General features: G+C 65.3%; 17 protein-coding genes and 2 pseudogenes. 12 read left to right on the top strand and 7 right to left on the bottom strand.

From position 1 onward, the window contains the following. Positions 1-16 precede the first annotated feature (16 nt). Positions 17-127: pseudogene (locus BN4346_RS49830) on the top strand (MMPL family transporter); the annotation flags it as partial. A gap of 23 nt (positions 128-150) precedes the next feature. Here the strand turns inward: BN4346_RS49830 and BN4346_RS25955 are convergent. The 3 genes and pseudogenes from BN4346_RS25955 to BN4346_RS25945 form a co-directional block, all read right to left on the bottom strand. Further along, positions 151-1,041: pseudogene (locus BN4346_RS25955) on the bottom strand (MMPL family transporter); the annotation flags it as partial. Continuing rightward, positions 1,038-1,484, bottom strand: coding sequence for an MmpS family transport accessory protein (locus BN4346_RS25950; RefSeq protein WP_268811459.1), 447 nt, complete (start codon positions 1,482-1,484; stop codon positions 1,038-1,040). The pseudogene BN4346_RS25955 and the gene BN4346_RS25950, both read right to left, overlap by 4 nt. 105 nt (positions 1,485-1,589) lie before the next feature. Then, a complete protein-coding gene (locus BN4346_RS25945) occupies positions 1,590-2,195 on the bottom strand; it encodes a TetR/AcrR family transcriptional regulator (RefSeq protein ID WP_067967786.1) in 606 nt (201 codons plus the stop codon). A gap of 902 nt (positions 2,196-3,097) precedes the next feature. Here BN4346_RS25945 and BN4346_RS25935 point away from each other — a divergent pair. The 7 genes from BN4346_RS25935 (at position 3,098) to BN4346_RS25905 (ending at position 9,004) form a co-directional block, all read left to right on the top strand. After that, positions 3,098-3,838: an SDR family NAD(P)-dependent oxidoreductase gene (locus BN4346_RS25935; protein ID WP_067967782.1), complete on the top strand. Its 741-nt coding sequence runs from the start codon at positions 3,098-3,100 to the stop codon at positions 3,836-3,838. A gap of 23 nt (positions 3,839-3,861) precedes the next feature. After that, a complete protein-coding gene (locus BN4346_RS25930; RefSeq protein WP_067967781.1) occupies positions 3,862-4,944 on the top strand; it encodes an NADH:flavin oxidoreductase/NADH oxidase in 1,083 nt (360 codons plus the stop codon). Between the two features lie 47 nt (positions 4,945-4,991). Continuing rightward, positions 4,992-5,711: a DJ-1/PfpI family protein gene (locus tag BN4346_RS25925; protein WP_067967778.1), complete on the top strand. Its 720-nt coding sequence runs from the start codon at positions 4,992-4,994 to the stop codon at positions 5,709-5,711. Continuing rightward, positions 5,698-6,444, top strand: a complete 747-nt coding sequence (locus tag BN4346_RS25920) for a glucose 1-dehydrogenase (protein WP_067967775.1) — start codon at positions 5,698-5,700, stop codon at positions 6,442-6,444. Before BN4346_RS25925 ends, BN4346_RS25920 begins: the two co-directional genes overlap by 14 nt. A gap of 56 nt (positions 6,445-6,500) precedes the next feature. Then, positions 6,501-7,544: an alpha/beta fold hydrolase gene (locus BN4346_RS25915; RefSeq protein ID WP_167666197.1), complete on the top strand. Its 1,044-nt coding sequence runs from the start codon at positions 6,501-6,503 to the stop codon at positions 7,542-7,544. A gap of 218 nt (positions 7,545-7,762) precedes the next feature. Continuing rightward, the gene (locus BN4346_RS25910) at positions 7,763-8,473 is read left to right on the top strand and encodes an HD domain-containing protein (RefSeq protein ID WP_067967769.1); all 711 of its coding nucleotides are present in this window, start codon (positions 7,763-7,765) and stop codon (positions 8,471-8,473) included. 105 nt (positions 8,474-8,578) lie between these two features. Next, a complete protein-coding gene (locus BN4346_RS25905; RefSeq protein ID WP_067968132.1) occupies positions 8,579-9,004 on the top strand; it encodes a Rid family hydrolase in 426 nt (141 codons plus the stop codon). Between the two features lie 129 nt (positions 9,005-9,133). Here BN4346_RS25905 and BN4346_RS25900 read toward each other — a convergent pair whose 3' ends face one another. Continuing rightward, on the bottom strand, positions 9,134-10,090 hold the full coding sequence (locus tag BN4346_RS25900; protein ID WP_067967766.1) for a GlxA family transcriptional regulator: 957 nt from the start codon (positions 10,088-10,090) through the stop codon (positions 9,134-9,136). A gap of 433 nt (positions 10,091-10,523) precedes the next feature. Here BN4346_RS25900 and BN4346_RS25895 point away from each other — a divergent pair, with 433 nt between their 5' ends. The 4 genes from BN4346_RS25895 to BN4346_RS25880 all read left to right on the top strand — a co-directional run bounded on the left by BN4346_RS25895 (position 10,524) and on the right by BN4346_RS25880 (position 14,740). Then, positions 10,524-11,315: an SDR family oxidoreductase gene (locus BN4346_RS25895; protein ID WP_067967762.1), complete on the top strand. Its 792-nt coding sequence runs from the start codon at positions 10,524-10,526 to the stop codon at positions 11,313-11,315. An 11-nt stretch (positions 11,316-11,326) separates the two neighbouring features. Then, on the top strand, positions 11,327-12,403 hold the full coding sequence (locus tag BN4346_RS25890; RefSeq protein WP_067967760.1) for an NAD(P)H-dependent amine dehydrogenase family protein: 1,077 nt from the start codon (positions 11,327-11,329) through the stop codon (positions 12,401-12,403). Continuing rightward, on the top strand, positions 12,403-13,614 hold the full coding sequence (locus BN4346_RS25885; RefSeq protein ID WP_096867447.1) for an Nramp family divalent metal transporter: 1,212 nt from the start codon (positions 12,403-12,405) through the stop codon (positions 13,612-13,614). Before BN4346_RS25890 ends, BN4346_RS25885 begins: the two co-directional genes overlap by 1 nt. A 193-nt stretch (positions 13,615-13,807) precedes the next feature. Beyond that, positions 13,808-14,740 (top strand): class I SAM-dependent methyltransferase, encoded by a 933-nt coding sequence (locus BN4346_RS25880; protein ID WP_067967754.1) that lies wholly within the window; start codon positions 13,808-13,810, stop codon positions 14,738-14,740. Between the two features lie 6 nt (positions 14,741-14,746). Here BN4346_RS25880 and BN4346_RS25875 read toward each other — a convergent pair whose 3' ends face one another. The 3 genes from BN4346_RS25875 to BN4346_RS25865 form a co-directional block, all read right to left on the bottom strand. Then, a complete protein-coding gene (locus BN4346_RS25875; protein ID WP_067967751.1) occupies positions 14,747-15,664 on the bottom strand; it encodes an acyl-ACP desaturase in 918 nt (305 codons plus the stop codon). Positions 15,665-15,874: 210 nt separating this feature from the next. Beyond that, positions 15,875-17,086: an MFS transporter gene (locus tag BN4346_RS25870; protein WP_067967748.1), complete on the bottom strand. Its 1,212-nt coding sequence runs from the start codon at positions 17,084-17,086 to the stop codon at positions 15,875-15,877. Further along, positions 17,083-17,307 (bottom strand): hypothetical protein, encoded by a 225-nt coding sequence (locus BN4346_RS25865; RefSeq protein ID WP_067967745.1) that lies wholly within the window; start codon positions 17,305-17,307, stop codon positions 17,083-17,085. Before BN4346_RS25865 ends, BN4346_RS25870 begins: the two co-directional genes overlap by 4 nt. Positions 17,308-17,398 lie beyond the last annotated feature (91 nt).

The following is a 17,398-nucleotide window of genomic DNA, read 5'->3' as shown; positions in this document are numbered from 1 at the left end:
CTCCGGGTCGTCACCGGCCGCGCGTGGATTCGTCGCCTTCCTCGGCTACCACGAAATCATCGGATTATCGACGTACTCAACGAATCTGATGACCCTGCTGGCGATCGCTGCGGGAACCGACTACGCGCCGGAGATAGTCAGGCCCGAGCCGATCACGACATGGGCGGTGCCCCGGTACATGGTGTAGAACGCTGTCTCCGGGTCGTCACCGGCCGCGCGTGCCTCCTGATAGCGGCTGATGATGAAGATCGCGTAGTCGGTTCCCGCAGCGATCGCCAGCAGGGTCATCAGATTCGTTGAGTACGTCGATAATCCGATGATTTCGTGGTAGCCGAGGAAGGCGACGAATCCACGCGCGGCGGCCATCTCGATTGCGACGGTGAGCAGCGCCAGCAGCGTGGTGCCGATCGATCGGTAGACGGCGAACAGCATGAGCGCGATCACCAGGAAGGTGATCGCGGTGACCTTGTTGGTGCCTTCGCTGCCGACCGAGAATTGGGCGGCTACCAGCGGGGCGGCGCCCGTCACGTAGGCGTGGACGCCGGGCGGCGCCGGCGTCTGCTCGACGATGGCGCGGATGGCGGCCACCGACTCATTGGCCAACGTCTCGCCCTGGCTTCCGGCCAGAAACACTTGCGCCAGCGCCGCTTTGCCGTCGTTGCTCTGCGAACCGGCGGCGGTCAGCGGATCGCCCCAGAAGTCTTGGATGTGCTGGACGTGCCTGGTGTCGTCCTGAAGTTTGGCTACCAGGGTGTCGTAGAACCGGTGCGCATCGGCACCGAGTGGCTGGTCTCCTTCGATGACGATCATCGCCGCGCTGTCGGTGTCGTACTGCTGGAACACTTTTCCGATGCGCTTCGCCGCCTGGTACGAGGGGGCGTCGTGCGAGCTCATCCCCACGTTGTGGGCTTCGGCCACCACCTCCAGCTGCGGCACGAGGCTGTTCGTCACGGCGGCAAGGGCCACCCAGAACAGCACGATCGGCAGCGCCAGGCGCCGGATGGTGCGTGGCCAGAAGGGCGGCCGGCCGGGCTCGCTCATCCGGACTTGTCTAAGCAGAAGGTGTAGGCGCTCACGGCGTTCGCGGTCCTTTCGTCCTTGAGTTCGCCGTCGATCAAGATGCGACAGCCCAGCGTGTCGCCGTCGCCCTGTGCCCGCAGATCTGCGATGACGGCCGGCTCGGTCGTCGTCGCCTGATATCGCCAGGGCAGCGAGGCATCGATGACCTGCTGGGGAGCGGCGTTGACATCGAGATAGTTGATGGTGGCGACAGCCCCCGGGGCGCCGAATACCTCGTAGACGACGTCTTTAGGGTTGAACGGGACGATCTCCTCGGCGCCGTCACCGCCGGTCGATGTGGTGTCGCCCGAGCCGAAGATGCCGTGCAGCCGATACACGCAGAATGCCGCGACGGCCACCACCGCGACCGCCACTAAGACCATCCACCCACGCCGGACCAGGGGCACAAACGACGGTCTCTTCACCGGAAGCCTCTCGGTATCCGTGGGCGGGTCGAATGAGAAGTAAGCGTACGGTACGGAACCGTACGGTTCAATAGTGCGCAGCGCCGCAATTTCGTGCGGGCGCCATCAGCCGGCTCGACGAGTGAGGCCCGGCAGAACCACTTGATCGACGAGAGTCGCCACGGTGTGTGCGGTAGGCGCACGGCCCGAGACCAGCGACCGGAAGATCAGATATCCCGGCAATACGTCCCAGAGGTCGTCATCGATGGCGTCGGCCTCGATCTCGCCCCGGTCGACGGCCCGTCCCAGAATGTGCAGGACCAACGCCTTGCGCTGATCGATGAACTGGTGCTGCATCACCTCGTTCAGCGCGGCATTGCGCGATACCTCCACCAACACGGCACGCATGGTGCCGGCGTGCTGCGCGACCTGTTGGCAAACCAGCTCACCCAGTCGCAACAGATCGCCGCGCAGCGTGCCGGTATCAGGTGGGACCGCGACCTGGCGGATGCCCTCGGTGAACGCGGCCAACACCAATTCGGCCTTCGAGGGCCAACGGCGGTACACCGTGGCCTTGCTCGCGCGCGCGGTGGCCGCGACCGCATCAACCGTCAGCCGGTCGTAGCCGTTCTCCTGCAGCAGCTGCAAGGTGACCTCCAACAGCTCGACTTCACGCGGCGACCAGGTCGGTACGCCGGAAAGGTCGAGGTTCGAAGTCACGGCATCCACCATAGAATGCCGCCAACCAGACCTCGCCAAAACGGGGGTGGGTCGTTGGCGGCGGTGATGCGTCTGGCGTGTTCGGGGTACGCCGACGGGGGTGGCTAACTGCGGGAAATACAGGGCACCGCCGGGTTTGGTGACATAAGTGTGCCCGGTGGGCGCGGTCCAGATCACCGTGCAGTCGGGTTCTTGACGGTCCCGCCACCCAGTGGGCCCGACCCAAAAAGTCTTCACAAGATGCATGCATCCCGTCAGTACCACCAAGGATGCCGGCACGACGCAGAACTGCATTGCGTCATTACTGCAATGTTGGAATACTGCCAACCTGGCGTTTCGCGCCCAACGTATTGGAAATGACCTGGTCGTTCGAAAGTCCCCACGGTCGTGCCACCTTCGAACTGGTTACAGTCGACGACGAACTCCGTTGCCGGTGGTGCAGGATCGGCGACCACTCCGTGTTCGACTCGCCCTGATGTCGTGCGGGAGGACAGTCGCACGGGAGTATAGATGGCAACATCAACAATGGATTCTGTTGGCTTAGAGCCTGCTTCGATTCCTTGGCAGTGACGCGCTCGCCAGCGCGCACCCATCCGGCGGCGTCAGGTGAACCCAGCCCATGAGGGTTACCGCATCATCGACGTCGCGCGCGAGATTGCGCTGGTGAATCGCTTCGTGATGAGCGGCCCGGTTGCGCACGAACGACAGACGCTCCATGAAGCGCCTGCAAGTCTGGGTATGGCTGGTCCGGTGTTGGCTGGCAGGAGGCCCAACCTCATAGCGCTACCCGCGCTGATCGTCGGTGACCCGGATTTTGGCCAAAGCCTTTCGTATTCGGGCAGATACGCCACTCGTGTGACGCCGACAGAAGATGCAGGCTCATACCGGAAGCCGGACATGAGCGGGAGGAACCGATGACAGACCTGACGGGAAAGCGAGCGTTGGTCACCGGCGCCGCGCGCGGGATCGGCGCTGCCATCGCCGTAGAACTGGCCACACGTGGCGCCGACGTCGCGATCACCTACCAGCGATCGACCGATTCGGCAGCAAAGGTGACCGGCAGGATTCGGTCGCTCGGACAGAAGGCCGTCGCGATCCAAGCCGACAGCGCCGACGCCGCTGCGGTGACGTCGTCGGTAGCGGAAGCGGTGTCGCACATCGGCGGACTGGACATCCTGGTCAACAACGCCGGTGTGTTGTACTCGGCTCCACTGGTCGAGACCACCCTAGAGCAGATCGACCACCTGATCGCCGTGAACATCCGGTCGGTCGTGCTGGCATCGCAGGCTGCGCTCGCCTATCTGCCCGACGGCGGCCGCATCGTCTCGCTGGGCTCCTGTTTGGCGGAACGGGTGGCGATCGATTACGCAACGGTCTATTCGATGTCGAAATCTGCGTTGCTGTCCTTCACCCGCGGCTTGGCCCGCGAACTCGGGCCACGCGGAATCACCGTCAACCTCGTCCATCCGGGGCCGACGGATACCGACATGAATCCGGCAGACAGTGCGGGCGCCGACGGGTTGACGGGGCTGATGGCATTGGGACGCTATGCGCGTGTCGGCGACATCGCATCGGCCGTCGGCTTCTTGGTCGGCCCGACAGCCGGGAACATCACCGGTACCGGCATCACCGTTGACGGCGGGATGAACGCCTGAACCCAGAGAGGATTCCTGCAGCTGTGAGCCCACGTCTTTTTGAACCGTTGACGATCCGCAAGGTGACCTTCCGCAATCGGATCTGGGTCTCCCCGATGTGCCAGTACATGTGCCTCGACGGTGACGGGATGCCCGATGACTGGCATTTGGTGAACGCCGGCACGTACGCTGCCGGCGGCGTCGGCCTCGTCGTGGTGGAAGCCACGGGTATCAGCCCCGAAGCGCGGATCACCACGGAGTGCGCCGGCATTTGGAACGATGCACAACGCGACCGCTGGAGTCGCGTCGTTGACTTCGTCCACCGCCAGAACGCCCGGATCGGCATACAGCTGGCACATGCCGGACGGAAGGCCTCCGACTACGGCGTGGACACCGCGCAGAGCGGTGGCACCAAACCCGCCGAGGAGGGCGGCTGGACGACGGTAGCGCCATCGCCGATTCCGTTCACCGGCATGGACACCCCCAGCGAACTGGATTCGAGTGGCATCGCCAAAGTCCTTGACGACTTCGCCACCGCGGCACAGCGTGCCGTGGCCGCGGGATTCGACGTCATAGAGATTCACGCCGCCCACGGGTACCTACTGCACCAGTTCCTCTCGCCGCTGAGCAATGCGCGCACTGACGGTTACGGCGGGTCACTGGAGAATCGCGCCAGGCTCCTCCTGGAGGTTGTTGATCGAATCCGCGGCGTGATCCCCGAGACCACACCGCTTTTCGTGCGCTTCTCCGGTACCGATTGGATCGACGGCGGATGGACCGTAGACGAAACGGCCTGCGTGGCCAGGTGGGCAAACGAACGCGGCGCAGATTTCTTCGACATCTCCAGTGGGGGCCTCACCGGCGACATCTTCATCTCCGTATCGCCCGGTTATCAGGTGCCACTGACCGAACGCGTCCGCGAACTCGGCGGGGTTCTCGCATCGGCCGTCGGCAAGATCACCTCGCCGGATCAGGCGGAGAGAATTCTCGCCGACGGGCGAGCTGACGCCGTCTTCCTTGGCCGGGAACTCATTCGAGACCCGCACTTCGCGCTGCGCGCGGCCCACGAACTCGGGGCGCAGATCGACTACGTCCCGCTGCCATTCCGCGCCGCTAGCTGGGCGTAGCCGTGATCGTCGACTCCCAACGTTGCCCAGTGAAAGGAGTGCCGCCGATGCCGACTGACGAGGTGTCTCCCACCACTATCGCGATGTTGATCTACCCGGATTTCACCATGCTCGACCTTATCGGCCCGCACCAGGTGCTCACCGGAGTTCCAGGCGTGGCAGTCGATTTGGTCGCCAAGACCGCCGAGCCGGTCATCAGTGATAGCCAGGTAGCCGTCATCCCGACCAAGACCTTTGCCGATTGCCGACCCACCTATGACGTGCTGGTGGTGCCCGGGACCAGGAACACCCACCGGATGGTCGAGGATGCGGAGACGCTGGCGTTTCTGCGATCGGTCTCGGCGGATGCGCGGTATGTCACCAGTGTCTGCACGGGCTCACTCATCTTGGCTGCCGCCGGGCTGCTCACCGGTTACCGCGCCACATCGCATTGGGCGTTTCGGCGCTTCCTGAAAGCCTACGGCGCTCTCCCGGAGGACGGTCGGATCGTCGTCGATCGGAACCGTATCACCGGTGGCGGGGTCACCGCGGGCATCGACTTCGGGCTTCATCTGGCCGCGACCTTGGTCGGCGAAGACGCCGCCAAAGTGCGTCAGCTGGTCATGGAGTACGACCCGGATCCGCCATACACGGTCGGTACCCCGGATCGCGCCGACGCCGGCACCCGCATCAGGGCGGAGCAGAGATTGGCGCCGCTGGTCGCTGCGATGGCTGCCGCCGCGGAACGGACCGTGACACCGGAAGGGGCAGATCATGCAACGAATTGAGGGCAAGACCGCGCTGATCACTGGGGGTACCAGCGGAATCGGGCTGGCTACCGCCCGGTTGTTCGTCGAGCATGGTGCGCGCGTATTCGTGACCGGGCGTGACCCGCACACACTGCAGCGTGTTGAAGGTGAGCTCGGGGAGCAGTGCACCGCTATTCGGGCCGACGTCACCTCGGTTGACCAGATGCGGTCCCTAGCAACGCAGATCGCTTCCGCAGACGGTGCAGTCGACATCTTCGTGGCCAACGCCGGTGTCGCGTACCCGACACCGTTGGCGGAGACCGACGAGGCGCGCTACGACCAGTTGATGGACATCAACGTCAAAGGGGTGTTCTTCTCGATGCAGGCGGTTTCGCCGTTGATCCGGCGGGGGGGATCGGTCATCCTGCTGACGTCGTTTCTCAATCAGGTTGGGCGCCCGGGGCTGTCGCTGCTCTCGGCATCCAAGGCCGCCGTTCGATCCCTGGCCCGCAGCTGGTCCCGCGAACTGCTTGACCGCCAGATCCGGGTGAACGCGATTTCACCGGGCGGGATCGACACACCGTTGCAGAGCCGAGGCCGCACCGAAGCGCAAGCGCAGGCGGTACGTGACGATCTTGCGGCACGCACGCCGGCGGGACGCATGGGAACTGCGGAGGAGATCGCGCAGGCGGCCCTGTACCTCGCCAGCGACGAGTCCCGTTTTGTGCTTGGAGCGGAACTGGTCGTCGACGGCGGGATCTCGCAGTTGTGAAAGCCCACGACTCCGGGGCCAGTTACCCGCCATTGCGGCCGGCCGGCGGTAACGACGTGAGTGAAGCGCCGCCGCTGCGGCAACTTCGGGTCGGCGAACATGTGATCGCCTACCGCGAATCCGGAGCGTCAGATGGTCGGCCGATCATCCTGGTGCATGGGTGGCCGCAGACCTCCCGAGCCTGGCGACATCAACTCGTCGGGCTGGGGAGCCTCGGCTACCGGGTGATCGCACCCGATCTGCGGGGGACCGGCGGATCGACCGTTTTCCCGGCACCTGAGCATTACTCGCTACGCCACCACGTGGCCGATCTGATCGCACTGATCGACGGGCTCGGCATCGACCGAGCGACCTGGGTCGGGCACGACTGGGGCGCACCGGTGGTGTGGTGCGCCGCCCGACATCACCCTGCCCGGTTCGCCGCTGCCGGGTCGTTGAGCACGCCCTACGACACTCTGGAAAGGGGATTCGAGCGAGTCGTCTCATTCGTTCGCCGGGATGTGTATCCGGAGTCGGAGTATCCGGCCGGGCAGGTGGACTATTACCGGTTCTACTCCGAGTGTTTCCTCGACGCACGCCGGCAGTTTGAGTCCGATGTCCGGTCCTTCTTCGCCAATGTGTTGCGTAGCGACGAGCCGGGGCAGCAGAACGTGGTCTGGCCCACGGCTACCGTGTGTCGGCGAGGAGGATGGTTCGATGGCGGCCCCGCCCCGGCCGTGGACGCGGACCACCGCGTGGTCAGCGATGAGGACCTGGACCACTTCGTCGACGCCTACTCGGAAACCGGGTTCTTCGGAGTAAACGCGTTGTACGTGAACGATGTCGACAATCGCACATTCGTCGAGGAAGCCGGTTCAGACCGGGTCGAATTCCCGGCTCTACTGGTGATCGGCCGACATGACTACGTCAACGATGCGGCGTACTCCGAACTCGCGGCGCCGATGCGGGAGCTCTGCGATGACCTGGACGTCCGCGAGGTCGACGCGGGGCATTGGGTTCATCAGGAGCGGCCAGCCGAGATCACGGCGGCCATCGACGCATTAGCCCAGCGCGGGGCCGGCACGCAGACCAAGCCTGAATCATCGGCACGCCCCCGATGAAACGCGAAATCAACGCGGACCCGGTGACGGGGCGGCACACCGAACACGTCGTCAATTCGGCCTGACGGGAGACCTTCCCACACCGCCAGCCGCGATACGGCGAGCCGTCTGCATCCGGCGCTCGCGGAACGCCCCACCCCGTCGGTTTGGCGTAAACCTGGCGATGATCGGCAAATCCGCCGCTGGCCGGTCCGCCCCGGCGATCGCAGACTTGCTTCATGACATTTTCGAATCCGATAACCGCTTCTCAGGGATCCGTCGCCAACGATACTGGCCTATTGACGCTGCCCGGTACGCCGTTGGCCACGGCGGCCCTGGAACTCGTACAAGCCGCGGAGTCGCCGGCCATCGCCAATCACAGTGTGCGTAGCTTCCTGTTCGCACGGTTGCTCGCCCCGCGCATCGGACTCATCGCGGGTAGTGATTTCGATGAAGAATTGCTCTACCTTTCGTGCGTCTTGCATGACGTCGGACTGTCCCCCCTGGCAAAGGGCGGCACTCGATTCGAGGTGGACGGTGCCGACCGTGCCGCCGAGTTCCTCGCCGGGCACGGTTTGGAGGCTCGCAAGGTTGATGCCGTGTGGGAGGCCATTGCACTGCACAACACGGCCGTCATACCTGAACGGATGGGTGCGCTGACATCACTGACCTATCAGGGCATCGCGATCGACTTCGGAGGAGTGCTCGGTCTTCCGGATTCGCACCGGGAAGCGGTGACCGCGCACATCGGCGCCGTTATTCACGACGCCTATCCCCGATTCAACATGGCGACGTCAGTCTTGGACGCGGTCGCCGGGCATGCCGCCATGAACCCGGAGAATGCTCCGCGCTATCACCCGCCGGGGGAGATTCTCCGGGAGAGAAACGAATTCGGGACCACCTTCGTCGAGGAGCTCATCGCCGAGGGCGGTTCGCGGTGGGGCAACTGAGCCCCGATTGACTTCATCGAAACAGCTTCTGCCGCAACGATCGAATGATGAAGAAAGATTCCGGACTCCGGAAGAATGGAAGTAACGATGAAAGGAAGCAGCTGCATGTCCACCGTCGAGTTCTTTGACACTCCCGGCTACGGAGAAATCACGCGTTCCCGATACAGCTACAGTCAGGCGCTCCGTGTCGGGGACCGGGTCGAGATCTCCGGTCAGGGTGGATGGGACGACGACCAGGTCGTCTCCGCGGACTCCGTGGAGGAGGAGATCGATCTGGCCTTCGGAAACGTCGAAAGGACTCTTGCGGCGGCGGGGGCCACCTGGCACGACGTCGTGAGCGTCAAGACATATCACGTCCCGAGTCGTGAGGACTCCATCGGTGACGACCACATGTCCGCGGTCGTAAGCCAATTCCGCAAGCGTGCCGGGAAGCACCTGCCGTTGTGGACCGCGCTCGGGGTGAAGGCGCTGGGGATGCCCGAGATGCGCATCGAGGTCGAAGTGGTCGCCATCATCGGGGCTGGGGGCTGACGGCGGGAGTTGAGCAGGGGCCGTCTCGATCGCTGGGGCGGCCCCTGAGCTCTCCGATGTTCGGAATGCGCGATGATTCGGTCCATCGTGGATGGCGGCGACCGGGCACCGATCGCTGCCCGGGGTCCCTCAGCCGGCCGCAGTGTCAGGAACGCACGTGAAAGTTCGGCGATACCCGGTCGGTGTGGTCGCCAGGCTCCGGCGAAAGTGCAGTCGAAGGTTGGCGGCTGATCCCAACCCGGAGTCCCGGGCGACACGGTCAACCGAATAATCGGTCGTTTCAAGCAGTTCGCGTGCGGAGGTGATGCGTGCATTCAGCAGCCACTGGAACGGGGTGGTTCCAGTCTCTTCGGCGAAGCGGCGCATGAAAGTCCGCATCGACATCCGGGCATGTCTGGCCATCTCCGAAGCGCCGATGGGATCGGCTATATGTTCCAACGCCCAAGCCCGGGTAGCGGCCAATGAAGCATCACCGGCGACGGCTACCGCGGCGGGAATGTATTGCGCCTGGCCGCCATCGCGATGAGGCGCGGCGACCAACGTGCGGGCCACCCGATTGGCGGTAGCCGCCCCGAGATCCCGCATCACGATGTGCAAGCACATGTCGATTCCGCAGCACATTCCGGCAGAGGTAAGAATGTTGCCGTTGTCGACGTAAAGCACGTCTCGGTCGAGGTGCACCGACGGAAACCGCGCCTCGAACTCCTTCATGTGCTGCCAATGCGTGGTCGCGCGTAGACCGTCGAGAATGCCGGCTGCGCCCAGGGCAAACGCGCCGGTGCAGATCGACGCCACTCGCGTGCCCCGTTCGACCTCGGCTGCCAGTGCGTCGAGTACCGCGGTGGGGACGGGTCGATCTACCGGCTCATATCCCGGAACGATGACGGTGTCCGCCTCGGCTACGGCCTCAAGACCGTGGTCGATCGCCAATGTCAGACCGGATGCGGTCTGGACGCGGTCAGTCACGCCGCAGACACGCAGCTCATAGGGCACGTCGGGGTCGATCCCGAAGACGTCCATCGGAATCGCGAGGTCCAGTGCGGTGACGCCGTCGAGGGCCACAACGGCAATGAAGTGATTGTCCATCGGTAACCGATCGTGCCCGGTCCCCAGCGTCTTGGCCAGTGGCAGTTATGCCATAGACCATTAGGATCTGACCATTGTGTGTGGTCGGCATCAGTGCTCCGGGGCGGATGCCTTCGTCGACCGATCCGACCACTTCGTCCGTGTCGCCGGTCCCACTTGCGGTACGGACAGGTCCGAGCAGGAGTTGCCGGTCCCGGCCGATTGCGTCGACTGATGCCGGACCCAGGACTACGGGCCGGCCCCGACCCCGAGAAACCGTCACCGATGTCCTGACACACAAAGTGTCACCACTGTCCTGATGCAGAACTGTCACCGATGTCCTGAGACATCACAGCTGACCGTCGCAGGGCCGTTGTCAGCCGATCCGCGCGCCGTTAGAACGTGTTTCAAAAAAGGGGTTCAGCGCACGATCGATCCTTGTTAGCGTGGCGCCGTGATACTCCACAAATTCCGGATCGATAATCAAACAGCCGTCGTTACCGGCGCTGGCCGGGGCCTGGGCGCCGCCATCGCGGTAGCATTCGCCGAAGCCGGCGCGGACGTGGTGATCGCGTCACGTACCCAATCTGAACTAGAGGCCGTCGCGCAGCAGGTCCGCGCGGCGGGTCGTCGTGCCCACATCGTCGTCGCCGATCTCGCCCATCCCGAGGAGACGGCGAAGCTGGCCGCCGAAGCGGTCGAGGCGTTCGGCAGGCTCGACATCGTCGTCAACAATGTCGGCGGGACGATGCCCAACACCCTGCTGACCACGTCGACCAAAGACCTCAAAGACGCCTTCACGTTCAATGTCGCGACGGCGCATGCGCTGACCATCGCGGCAGTGCCACTGATGCTGGAGCACTCCGGTGGCGGGTCGTTCATCAACATCACCTCCACCATGGGGCGGGTGCCCGGACGGGGTTTCGCGGCCTACGGCACGGCCAAAGCCGCGCTGGCCCACTACACCCGGCTGGCCGCGCTGGATCTGTGCCCCAAGATTCGCGTCAACGCCATTGCCCCGGGATCGATCATGACCTCGGCGCTGAACGTGGTGGCTGCCAACGAGGAGTTGCGCACCCCGATGGAGAAGGCCACGCCGCTGCGTCGACTCGGTGACCCCGAGGAGATCGCGGCCGCCGCCCTGTATTTGGCTTCCCCGGCCGGCGCCTACCTGACCGGCAAGGTGCTCGAAGTCGACGGCGGCATCACCTTCCCGAACCTCGACCTGCCCGTCCCCGACCTGTGAGGAACTGACCTATGACTATTCGTGTCGCGCAGATCGGCACCGGCAACGTCGGTGTCCACGCGCTGAAAGCGTTGATCACCAACCCTGAGTTCGACCTGACCGGGGTGTGGGTGTCCTCGGAGGCCAAGGCCGGCAAAGACGCTGCGGAACTGGCCGGTGTGAACACGCCGACCGGCGTGCTCGCGACTACCGACCTGCAGCAAGTACTCGACGCCAAGCCCGACTGCGTGGTCTACACCGCACTGGCCGACAACCGGCTCGTCGAGGCGCTCGAAGACTTCAAGCGCATCCTGGCCGCCGGTATCAACGTGGTCGGCAGCAGCGCGGTGTTCCTGCAATACCCGTGGCAGGTGATCCCGGCAGAGATGCTGACCCCGATCGACGAGGCTGCGCAGCAAGGCAATTCGAGCTTGTTCGTCAACGGCATCGACCCGGGCTTCGCCAACGACCTGTTGCCGCTGGCGTTGGCCGGCACCTGCCAAAGCGTGCAGCAGATCCGCTGCATGGAGATCGTGGACTACGCCACCTACGACAGCGCCGCCGTCATGTTCGACGTGATGGGCTTCGGCGGGCCGATGGACGACACCCCGATGCTGCTGCAGCCGGGCGTACTCAGCCTGGCGTGGGGTTCGGTGGTGCGCCAGCTCGCAGCCGGCCTGGGCCTGGAACTCGACTCGGTCGAGCAGTCCCATATTCGGGTGCCCGCACCGGAGGACTTCTCGATCTCGTCGGGTGACATCGCGAAAGGCACCGCCGCGGCACTGCGATTCGAGGTACGCGGGATGGTTGACGGCAACGCCGCCGTGGTCCTCGAGCACGTCACCCGGCTGCGCGAAGACCTCTGCCCGGACTGGCCGCAGCCGGCCCAACCCGGCGGCTCTTACCGCGTCGAGGTGACCGGTGAGCCGTCGTACGCGCTGGACCTGTGCCTGTCCAGCCCCAATGGCGACCACAACCACGCCGGCCTGGTGGCCACCGCGATGCGGGTCGTCAACGCCATTCCCGCGGTGGTTGCGGCCGAACCGGGCATCCGAACCACGCTGGACCTGCCACTGGTCACCGGACGAGGGCTCTACGCTAGGCCCTGATGAAGCAGCGGGAGAGGCCGGGCTGGGCGTTGCTCGGCCCGGCTTTTGTCGCTGCGATCGCCTACGTTGACCCGGGCAACGTTGCCGCCAATGTCAGCGCGGGGGCGAAATTCGGCTTCCTGCTGGTCTGGGTCATCGTCGCGGCCAACGTTATGGCCGGGCTGGTGCAGTACCTGTCCGCCAAGCTCGGCTTGGTGACCGGCCGCTCGCTACCAGAGGTGATCGGCGCCCACAGCCGCAAACCGGCCCGGATCGCCTATTGGCTCCAGGCCGAATTAGTGGCCATGGCAACAGATCTCGCCGAAGTAGTGGGCGGTGCGATCGCACTGAACCTGATCTTCGGGCTGCCGCTGCTGCTTGGTGGCGTCATCACCGGGGTGGTGTCGATGGTGTTGCTGGTGGTGGGTGACCGGCGCGGCCCGCGGATTTTCGAGCAGGTGACCAGCGGGCTGCTGATCATCATCGCTATCGGATTCCTGGCCAGCCTGGTGGTCGCCCCACCGGCGCCAGCCGAGGTCGCCGCCGGCCTGCTGCCCCGTTTCGACGGCACCGAAAGCGTGCTGTTGGCCACCGCGATCCTCGGCGCGACGGTGATGCCGCACGCGGTGTACCTGCACTCGGGCCTGGCCCGCGACCGGCACGGCCAGCCCGAACCCGGCCCGGCGCGACGGCGACTGCTGCGAGTGACGCGCTGGGACGTGGGGCTGGCGATGTTGGTGGCCGGCACACTGAACCTGGCCATGTTGGTGGTGGCCGCCAATAACCTGCGCGGCCTGGACGACGCCGGTTCCATCGAGGGCGCACACGCCGCGGTCGGCAACACCCTGGGCCCGACGGTCGCCCTGTTCTTCGCGATCGGACTGCTGGCCTCCGGATTGGCATCGACCTCGGTGGGCGCCTATGCCGGCGCGATGATCATGCAGGGCCTGCTGCGGGTGTCGGTGCCGCTGCTCTGGCGCCGGTTGATCACGCTGGGCCCGGCGCTGGCGATTCTGGCCCTGGGGATCGAGCCCACTCGGGCACTGGTGATCTCGCAGGTGGTGTTGTCCTTCGGCATTCCATTCGCGCTGGTACCGCTGATCCGGGTGACCGGCGACCGGGCGCTGATGGGCGGCGATGCCAACGGCCCGCTGACCTCGGCCCTCGGCTGGGCGATCACCGTGGTGATCGGGTTGCTCAATGTGGTGCTGATCTATCTGACCCTGCGCTAGGCGACGGTGTCCGACCCCAACACGGGCCTCCTTAGGCCTGGCCGAACCCACTCCAGTGGCCCGACGGTTCCGATGCTGCCCACTACCTGGGCGGCAGACCGGGAACCATCGTCCAACTCGTAACGTTTGTTAAATGAACTAATTAATTGCTAGACTAAGCAAATCGCCCTGTCCACCAATTCAAGGAGCGCTCATGGCACGCACCGACAACGACACCTGGGACCTGGCCACCAGCGTGGGAGCCACGGCGACGATGGTCGCCGCCGCCCGAGCGATCGCCACCAAGGCCGACAATCCCCTGATCGACGACCGCTTCGCCGAGCCACTGGTCCGGGCCGTCGGCGTCGATTTCCTGACCAAGTGGGCCACTGGGGATCTGGCCGACGCCGATCTCGACGACCACGAGTCCATCTGGAAGCTCGGGCAGATGCCCGACGCAATGGCCGTCCGCACCCGCTTTTTCGATGCGTTCTTCGCCGACGCCACTCAGGCCGGAATCCGCCAGGCGGTGATCCTGGCCTCCGGCCTCGACGCGCGCGCCTACCGGTTGGCCTGGCCCGCCGGTATGACAGTCTTCGAGATCGACCAGCCGCAGGTGCTGGCCTTCAAGACCGCGACACTGGCCGACCTGGGCGCGGAGCCCACCGCCGATCGCCGCGGCGTCGCCGTCGATCTGCGCGATGACTGGCCGGCCGCATTGATCGGGGCGGGGTTCGACCGCACCCAGCCCACCGCATGGATCGCTGAGGGACTGCTCGGCTATCTCCCACCCGAAGCACAGGACCGGCTGCTGGACAACATCACCGCACTGAGCGCTGACGGCAGCCGACTGGCCACCGAGGCCATCCCCAACATCTCCGAGGCCCAGCACGAGCAGGCCAAGGAAATGATGCGCAGCGCCGCCGAGAAATGGCGCGCGCACGGCTTCGACTTGGAGTTCTCCGAACTGGGCTATCAGGGTGCTCGCAACGACGTCGCCGAGTACCTCGACGGCCTGGGCTGGTCCTCGACGGGCCAGTCCATGACCGAGCTGTTGACGCAGCACGGCCGCCCGACGCCCGCCCGGGGCGCCGACTCGGTGTCGATGGCCGACACAACCTACTACACCTCGATCAAGCGAGGTTAGCCCCGATCAGGCGGAGACGCTCTCGCGCGCCTTGGCCTTCTCTTCGTAGTAGGTGGCCCGTTCGTCGACCATCTTGAGGAAACCGTCGACCTGCTCGCGGGCTTCCTCGCCCGCCGGGCCGAAGTCGTCGCGCTCGAAGACCTTCCAGAACCGCAGCACCGGCTGCACGACATCGTCGTGGTGGATCCGCAGGTCGTAGATGCCGGCCTTGGCGATCAGGACGGCGTTGTCCTGGAAACCGGGCATGTTCATGCCGGGCATCGAGAACCCGAGCACCTCGTCGCGGATGGCGCACATGGCCTCATCCGGGGCGATGTCCAGGGCCGCCTGCATCAGATTGCGGTAGAACACCATGTGCAGGTTCTCGTCGAGGGCGACCCGCGCCAGCAACTGGTCGGCGAGCGGGCAGCCGGATGCCTTGCCGGTGTTGCGGTGCGACACGCGGGTGGCCAGCTCCTGGAACGACACGTAGGCCAGCGCCTGCAGCGGCGTCTTGTCGCCGGAGTCGTAGCCGGCGATGGTGTGCCGCATCCTCATGTTCTCGAGGTTGACCGGGTCGATGCCGCGCGTGACCACGAGGTAGTCGCGCAGCGCGATGCTGTGGCGGCCCTCCTCGGCGGTCCACTGCCCGACCCAGGTGCCCCAGGCGCCGTCGCGACCGAAACGGGTAGCGATCTCGCGGTGGTACGACGGCAGATTGTCCTCGGTCAGCAGGTTGACCAGCAGCGAGGCCTTGGCGACCGGGTCCAGCGGCGAGTCTTCGGGAACCCAGTCCTCGCCCCCGAGGAAGGCGAAGTCGCGCCCCTTGCTCCACGGCACGTAATCGTGCGGCAGCCACGGCTTGGCGGCCTTGAGATGCCGATTGAGGTTTTGCTCGACAATCGGCTCCAGCTCATGAAGCAATGCCGTCTGGACATTCACCATAGTTTTTGGTCCCCTCCCCCATCGACAAGTGGGTTGTCGCTTGGCCCCCCAGCCAACCTACGGTCCCGTAGGTTTGGTCCACGGTAAGCACCCACCCCGCCGTGTGTCAACCGTTAACTTAGCTGCTTCGGCGCATCCCGCATCCCGAATCCACCGACCCGATCAGCCGCCCCAGCTAACGCCGCTAGGTCGTCGCGCGGCGTTGCCCGCCTATTCGGTGGGCGCCTCCGAAACCGGCTGGCGCCGGCAGACCACCACGATCAGCGGGACAGCAGCAAGTTCGATGGCCACACAGAACACGACGACGGCGCTCAGTGACGCCCCGAACAGCGCACCGATCGCGGTGCTGCCAGCGAACCAGGCGACGCCGTAGACGCCGGTGAACAAGCCGTAAGCGGAGGCTCGCCGATCCGGCGACACCATCGGTGCCACCGCGGCGGGGATGATCGATTCGTGCACACCCATGCCCAGGCCCCACAAGCAGCTGCCGATCAGTGAGGGCCAGAAACCGCCGAGAAACGTCAGCGGCGCATAGGCCGCCGCGACGACGGTCAGCGGTACCAAAAGACCGATCCCGAAACGGTCGAGAAGCCGCCCGAACACCAACGATCCGGTGCCCGACACCGCCATCGCGGCCGCATAGAACAGCGGGATGTAGGTGGTCGAGACGCTCCCGGCCTGCTGAAAGTGGTAGGCCATCACCGGGAAATCGGCGAACCCGGCGGCCACCAATGCCGCGGCCAGCAGGTAGACCCAGAACACCCGGGGCAGGCCGTGGGTTTGTACAGCACCAGCGGCCTGCTCGAGATCCTGCGGACGCGGGTAGAGCAGCCGGGCCACCGCAAGCAGGGACAACATGATCACCGCCGGGACGACGAGCGTGGCGAATGCCAGCCGGTAGTCGTCGTTGGTGCTGGCCACCACCAACGCGATCAGTAACGGGCCGAACATGGCGCCGAACTGGTCCAGCGCCTCGTGCACGCCGAAGCCCCAGCCGTAACCCATCTGCTTGGCGGCGTGCGAGAGCATGGCATCGCGCGGCGGATTGCGGATGGCCTTGCCGATCCGTTCGGCGATCACCAGGACGGCGGCCATCTGCCAACTGCCGGCCAGCGCCAGCAGCGGCACCACTGACATCTGCAGCAGGTAGCCGCCGATGGTGATCGGCCAGTACAGTCCGGTGCGGTCGGCGCTGCGCCCGGAGAACAACCGCAGCCCGTAGCCGAGCAACTCCCCGAAGCCGGTGATCACCGCGATCGCCAGTGCACCGGCTCCCAACAGGCCCAGAAACTGGCCCACGATGCTGCGGGATGCCTCGTAGGTGAAGTCGGCGAAGAAACTCATCACACCGACCATCAACACGAACTTCATTGCGGGCGGGAAGCGTCGACGGGGCGCACCGGGCGCGATCTCCTCGCTCATACGAGATCCACTTCCACTCCGATGGTCGTCACAACGATTTCGGCGATGATCGAGCCCGCCGCCCACACCGATCGCCGCCCGCCCACGTTTGTCGCCAGCAGCACACCGAGACCGCCCAGCGCCGCGACCGATACCGCCAACGCCGTCCAGCTCGCCGTCAGCAACAGTGCTCCAATCACGACGCTCGCGTCCCGCAGCACCGCCCAGCGCGGTACCCTCATTCCCTTGCACCACACGGTCTTCCGATGATTTCGAGGATTCCCGGGGACTGGCTGCGCTGGTAGGCTGGCGGGCACAGTCGTCGGCGGATTT

The sequence above is a fragment of the Mycolicibacter icosiumassiliensis genome (assembly GCF_900078685.2).
Lineage (GTDB): Bacteria > Actinomycetota > Actinomycetes > Mycobacteriales > Mycobacteriaceae > Mycobacterium > Mycobacterium icosiumassiliensis.
Note: the sequence above shows the minus strand (reverse complement) of the source record. Positions and strands in the feature narration are given on the sequence as shown.

Bases quoted from the DNA above. Each gene is read 5' to 3' on its own strand.
- BN4346_RS25945 (WP_067967786.1), bottom strand. From the start codon at position 2,195: ATGGTGGATGCCGTGACTTCGAACCTCGACCTTTCCGGCGTACCGACC.
- BN4346_RS25935 (WP_067967782.1), top strand. From the start codon at position 3,098: ATGACAGACCTGACGGGAAAGCGAGCGTTGGTCACCGGCGCCGCGCGC.
- BN4346_RS25925 (WP_067967778.1), top strand. From the start codon at position 4,992: ATGCCGACTGACGAGGTGTCTCCCACCACTATCGCGATGTTGATCTAC.
- BN4346_RS25920 (WP_067967775.1), top strand. From the start codon at position 5,698: ATGCAACGAATTGAGGGCAAGACCGCGCTGATCACTGGGGGTACCAGC.
- BN4346_RS25910 (WP_067967769.1), top strand. From the start codon at position 7,763: ATGACATTTTCGAATCCGATAACCGCTTCTCAGGGATCCGTCGCCAAC.
- BN4346_RS25905 (WP_067968132.1), top strand. From the start codon at position 8,579: ATGTCCACCGTCGAGTTCTTTGACACTCCCGGCTACGGAGAAATCACG.
- BN4346_RS25900 (WP_067967766.1), bottom strand. From the start codon at position 10,090: ATGGACAATCACTTCATTGCCGTTGTGGCCCTCGACGGCGTCACCGCA.
- BN4346_RS25890 (WP_067967760.1), top strand. From the start codon at position 11,327: ATGACTATTCGTGTCGCGCAGATCGGCACCGGCAACGTCGGTGTCCAC.
- BN4346_RS25885 (WP_096867447.1), top strand. From the start codon at position 12,403: ATGAAGCAGCGGGAGAGGCCGGGCTGGGCGTTGCTCGGCCCGGCTTTT.
- BN4346_RS25880 (WP_067967754.1), top strand. From the start codon at position 13,808: ATGGCACGCACCGACAACGACACCTGGGACCTGGCCACCAGCGTGGGA.
- BN4346_RS25875 (WP_067967751.1), bottom strand. From the start codon at position 15,664: ATGGTGAATGTCCAGACGGCATTGCTTCATGAGCTGGAGCCGATTGTC.
- BN4346_RS25870 (WP_067967748.1), bottom strand. From the start codon at position 17,086: ATGAGCGAGGAGATCGCGCCCGGTGCGCCCCGTCGACGCTTCCCGCCC.
- BN4346_RS25865 (WP_067967745.1), bottom strand. From the start codon at position 17,307: ATGAGGGTACCGCGCTGGGCGGTGCTGCGGGACGCGAGCGTCGTGATT.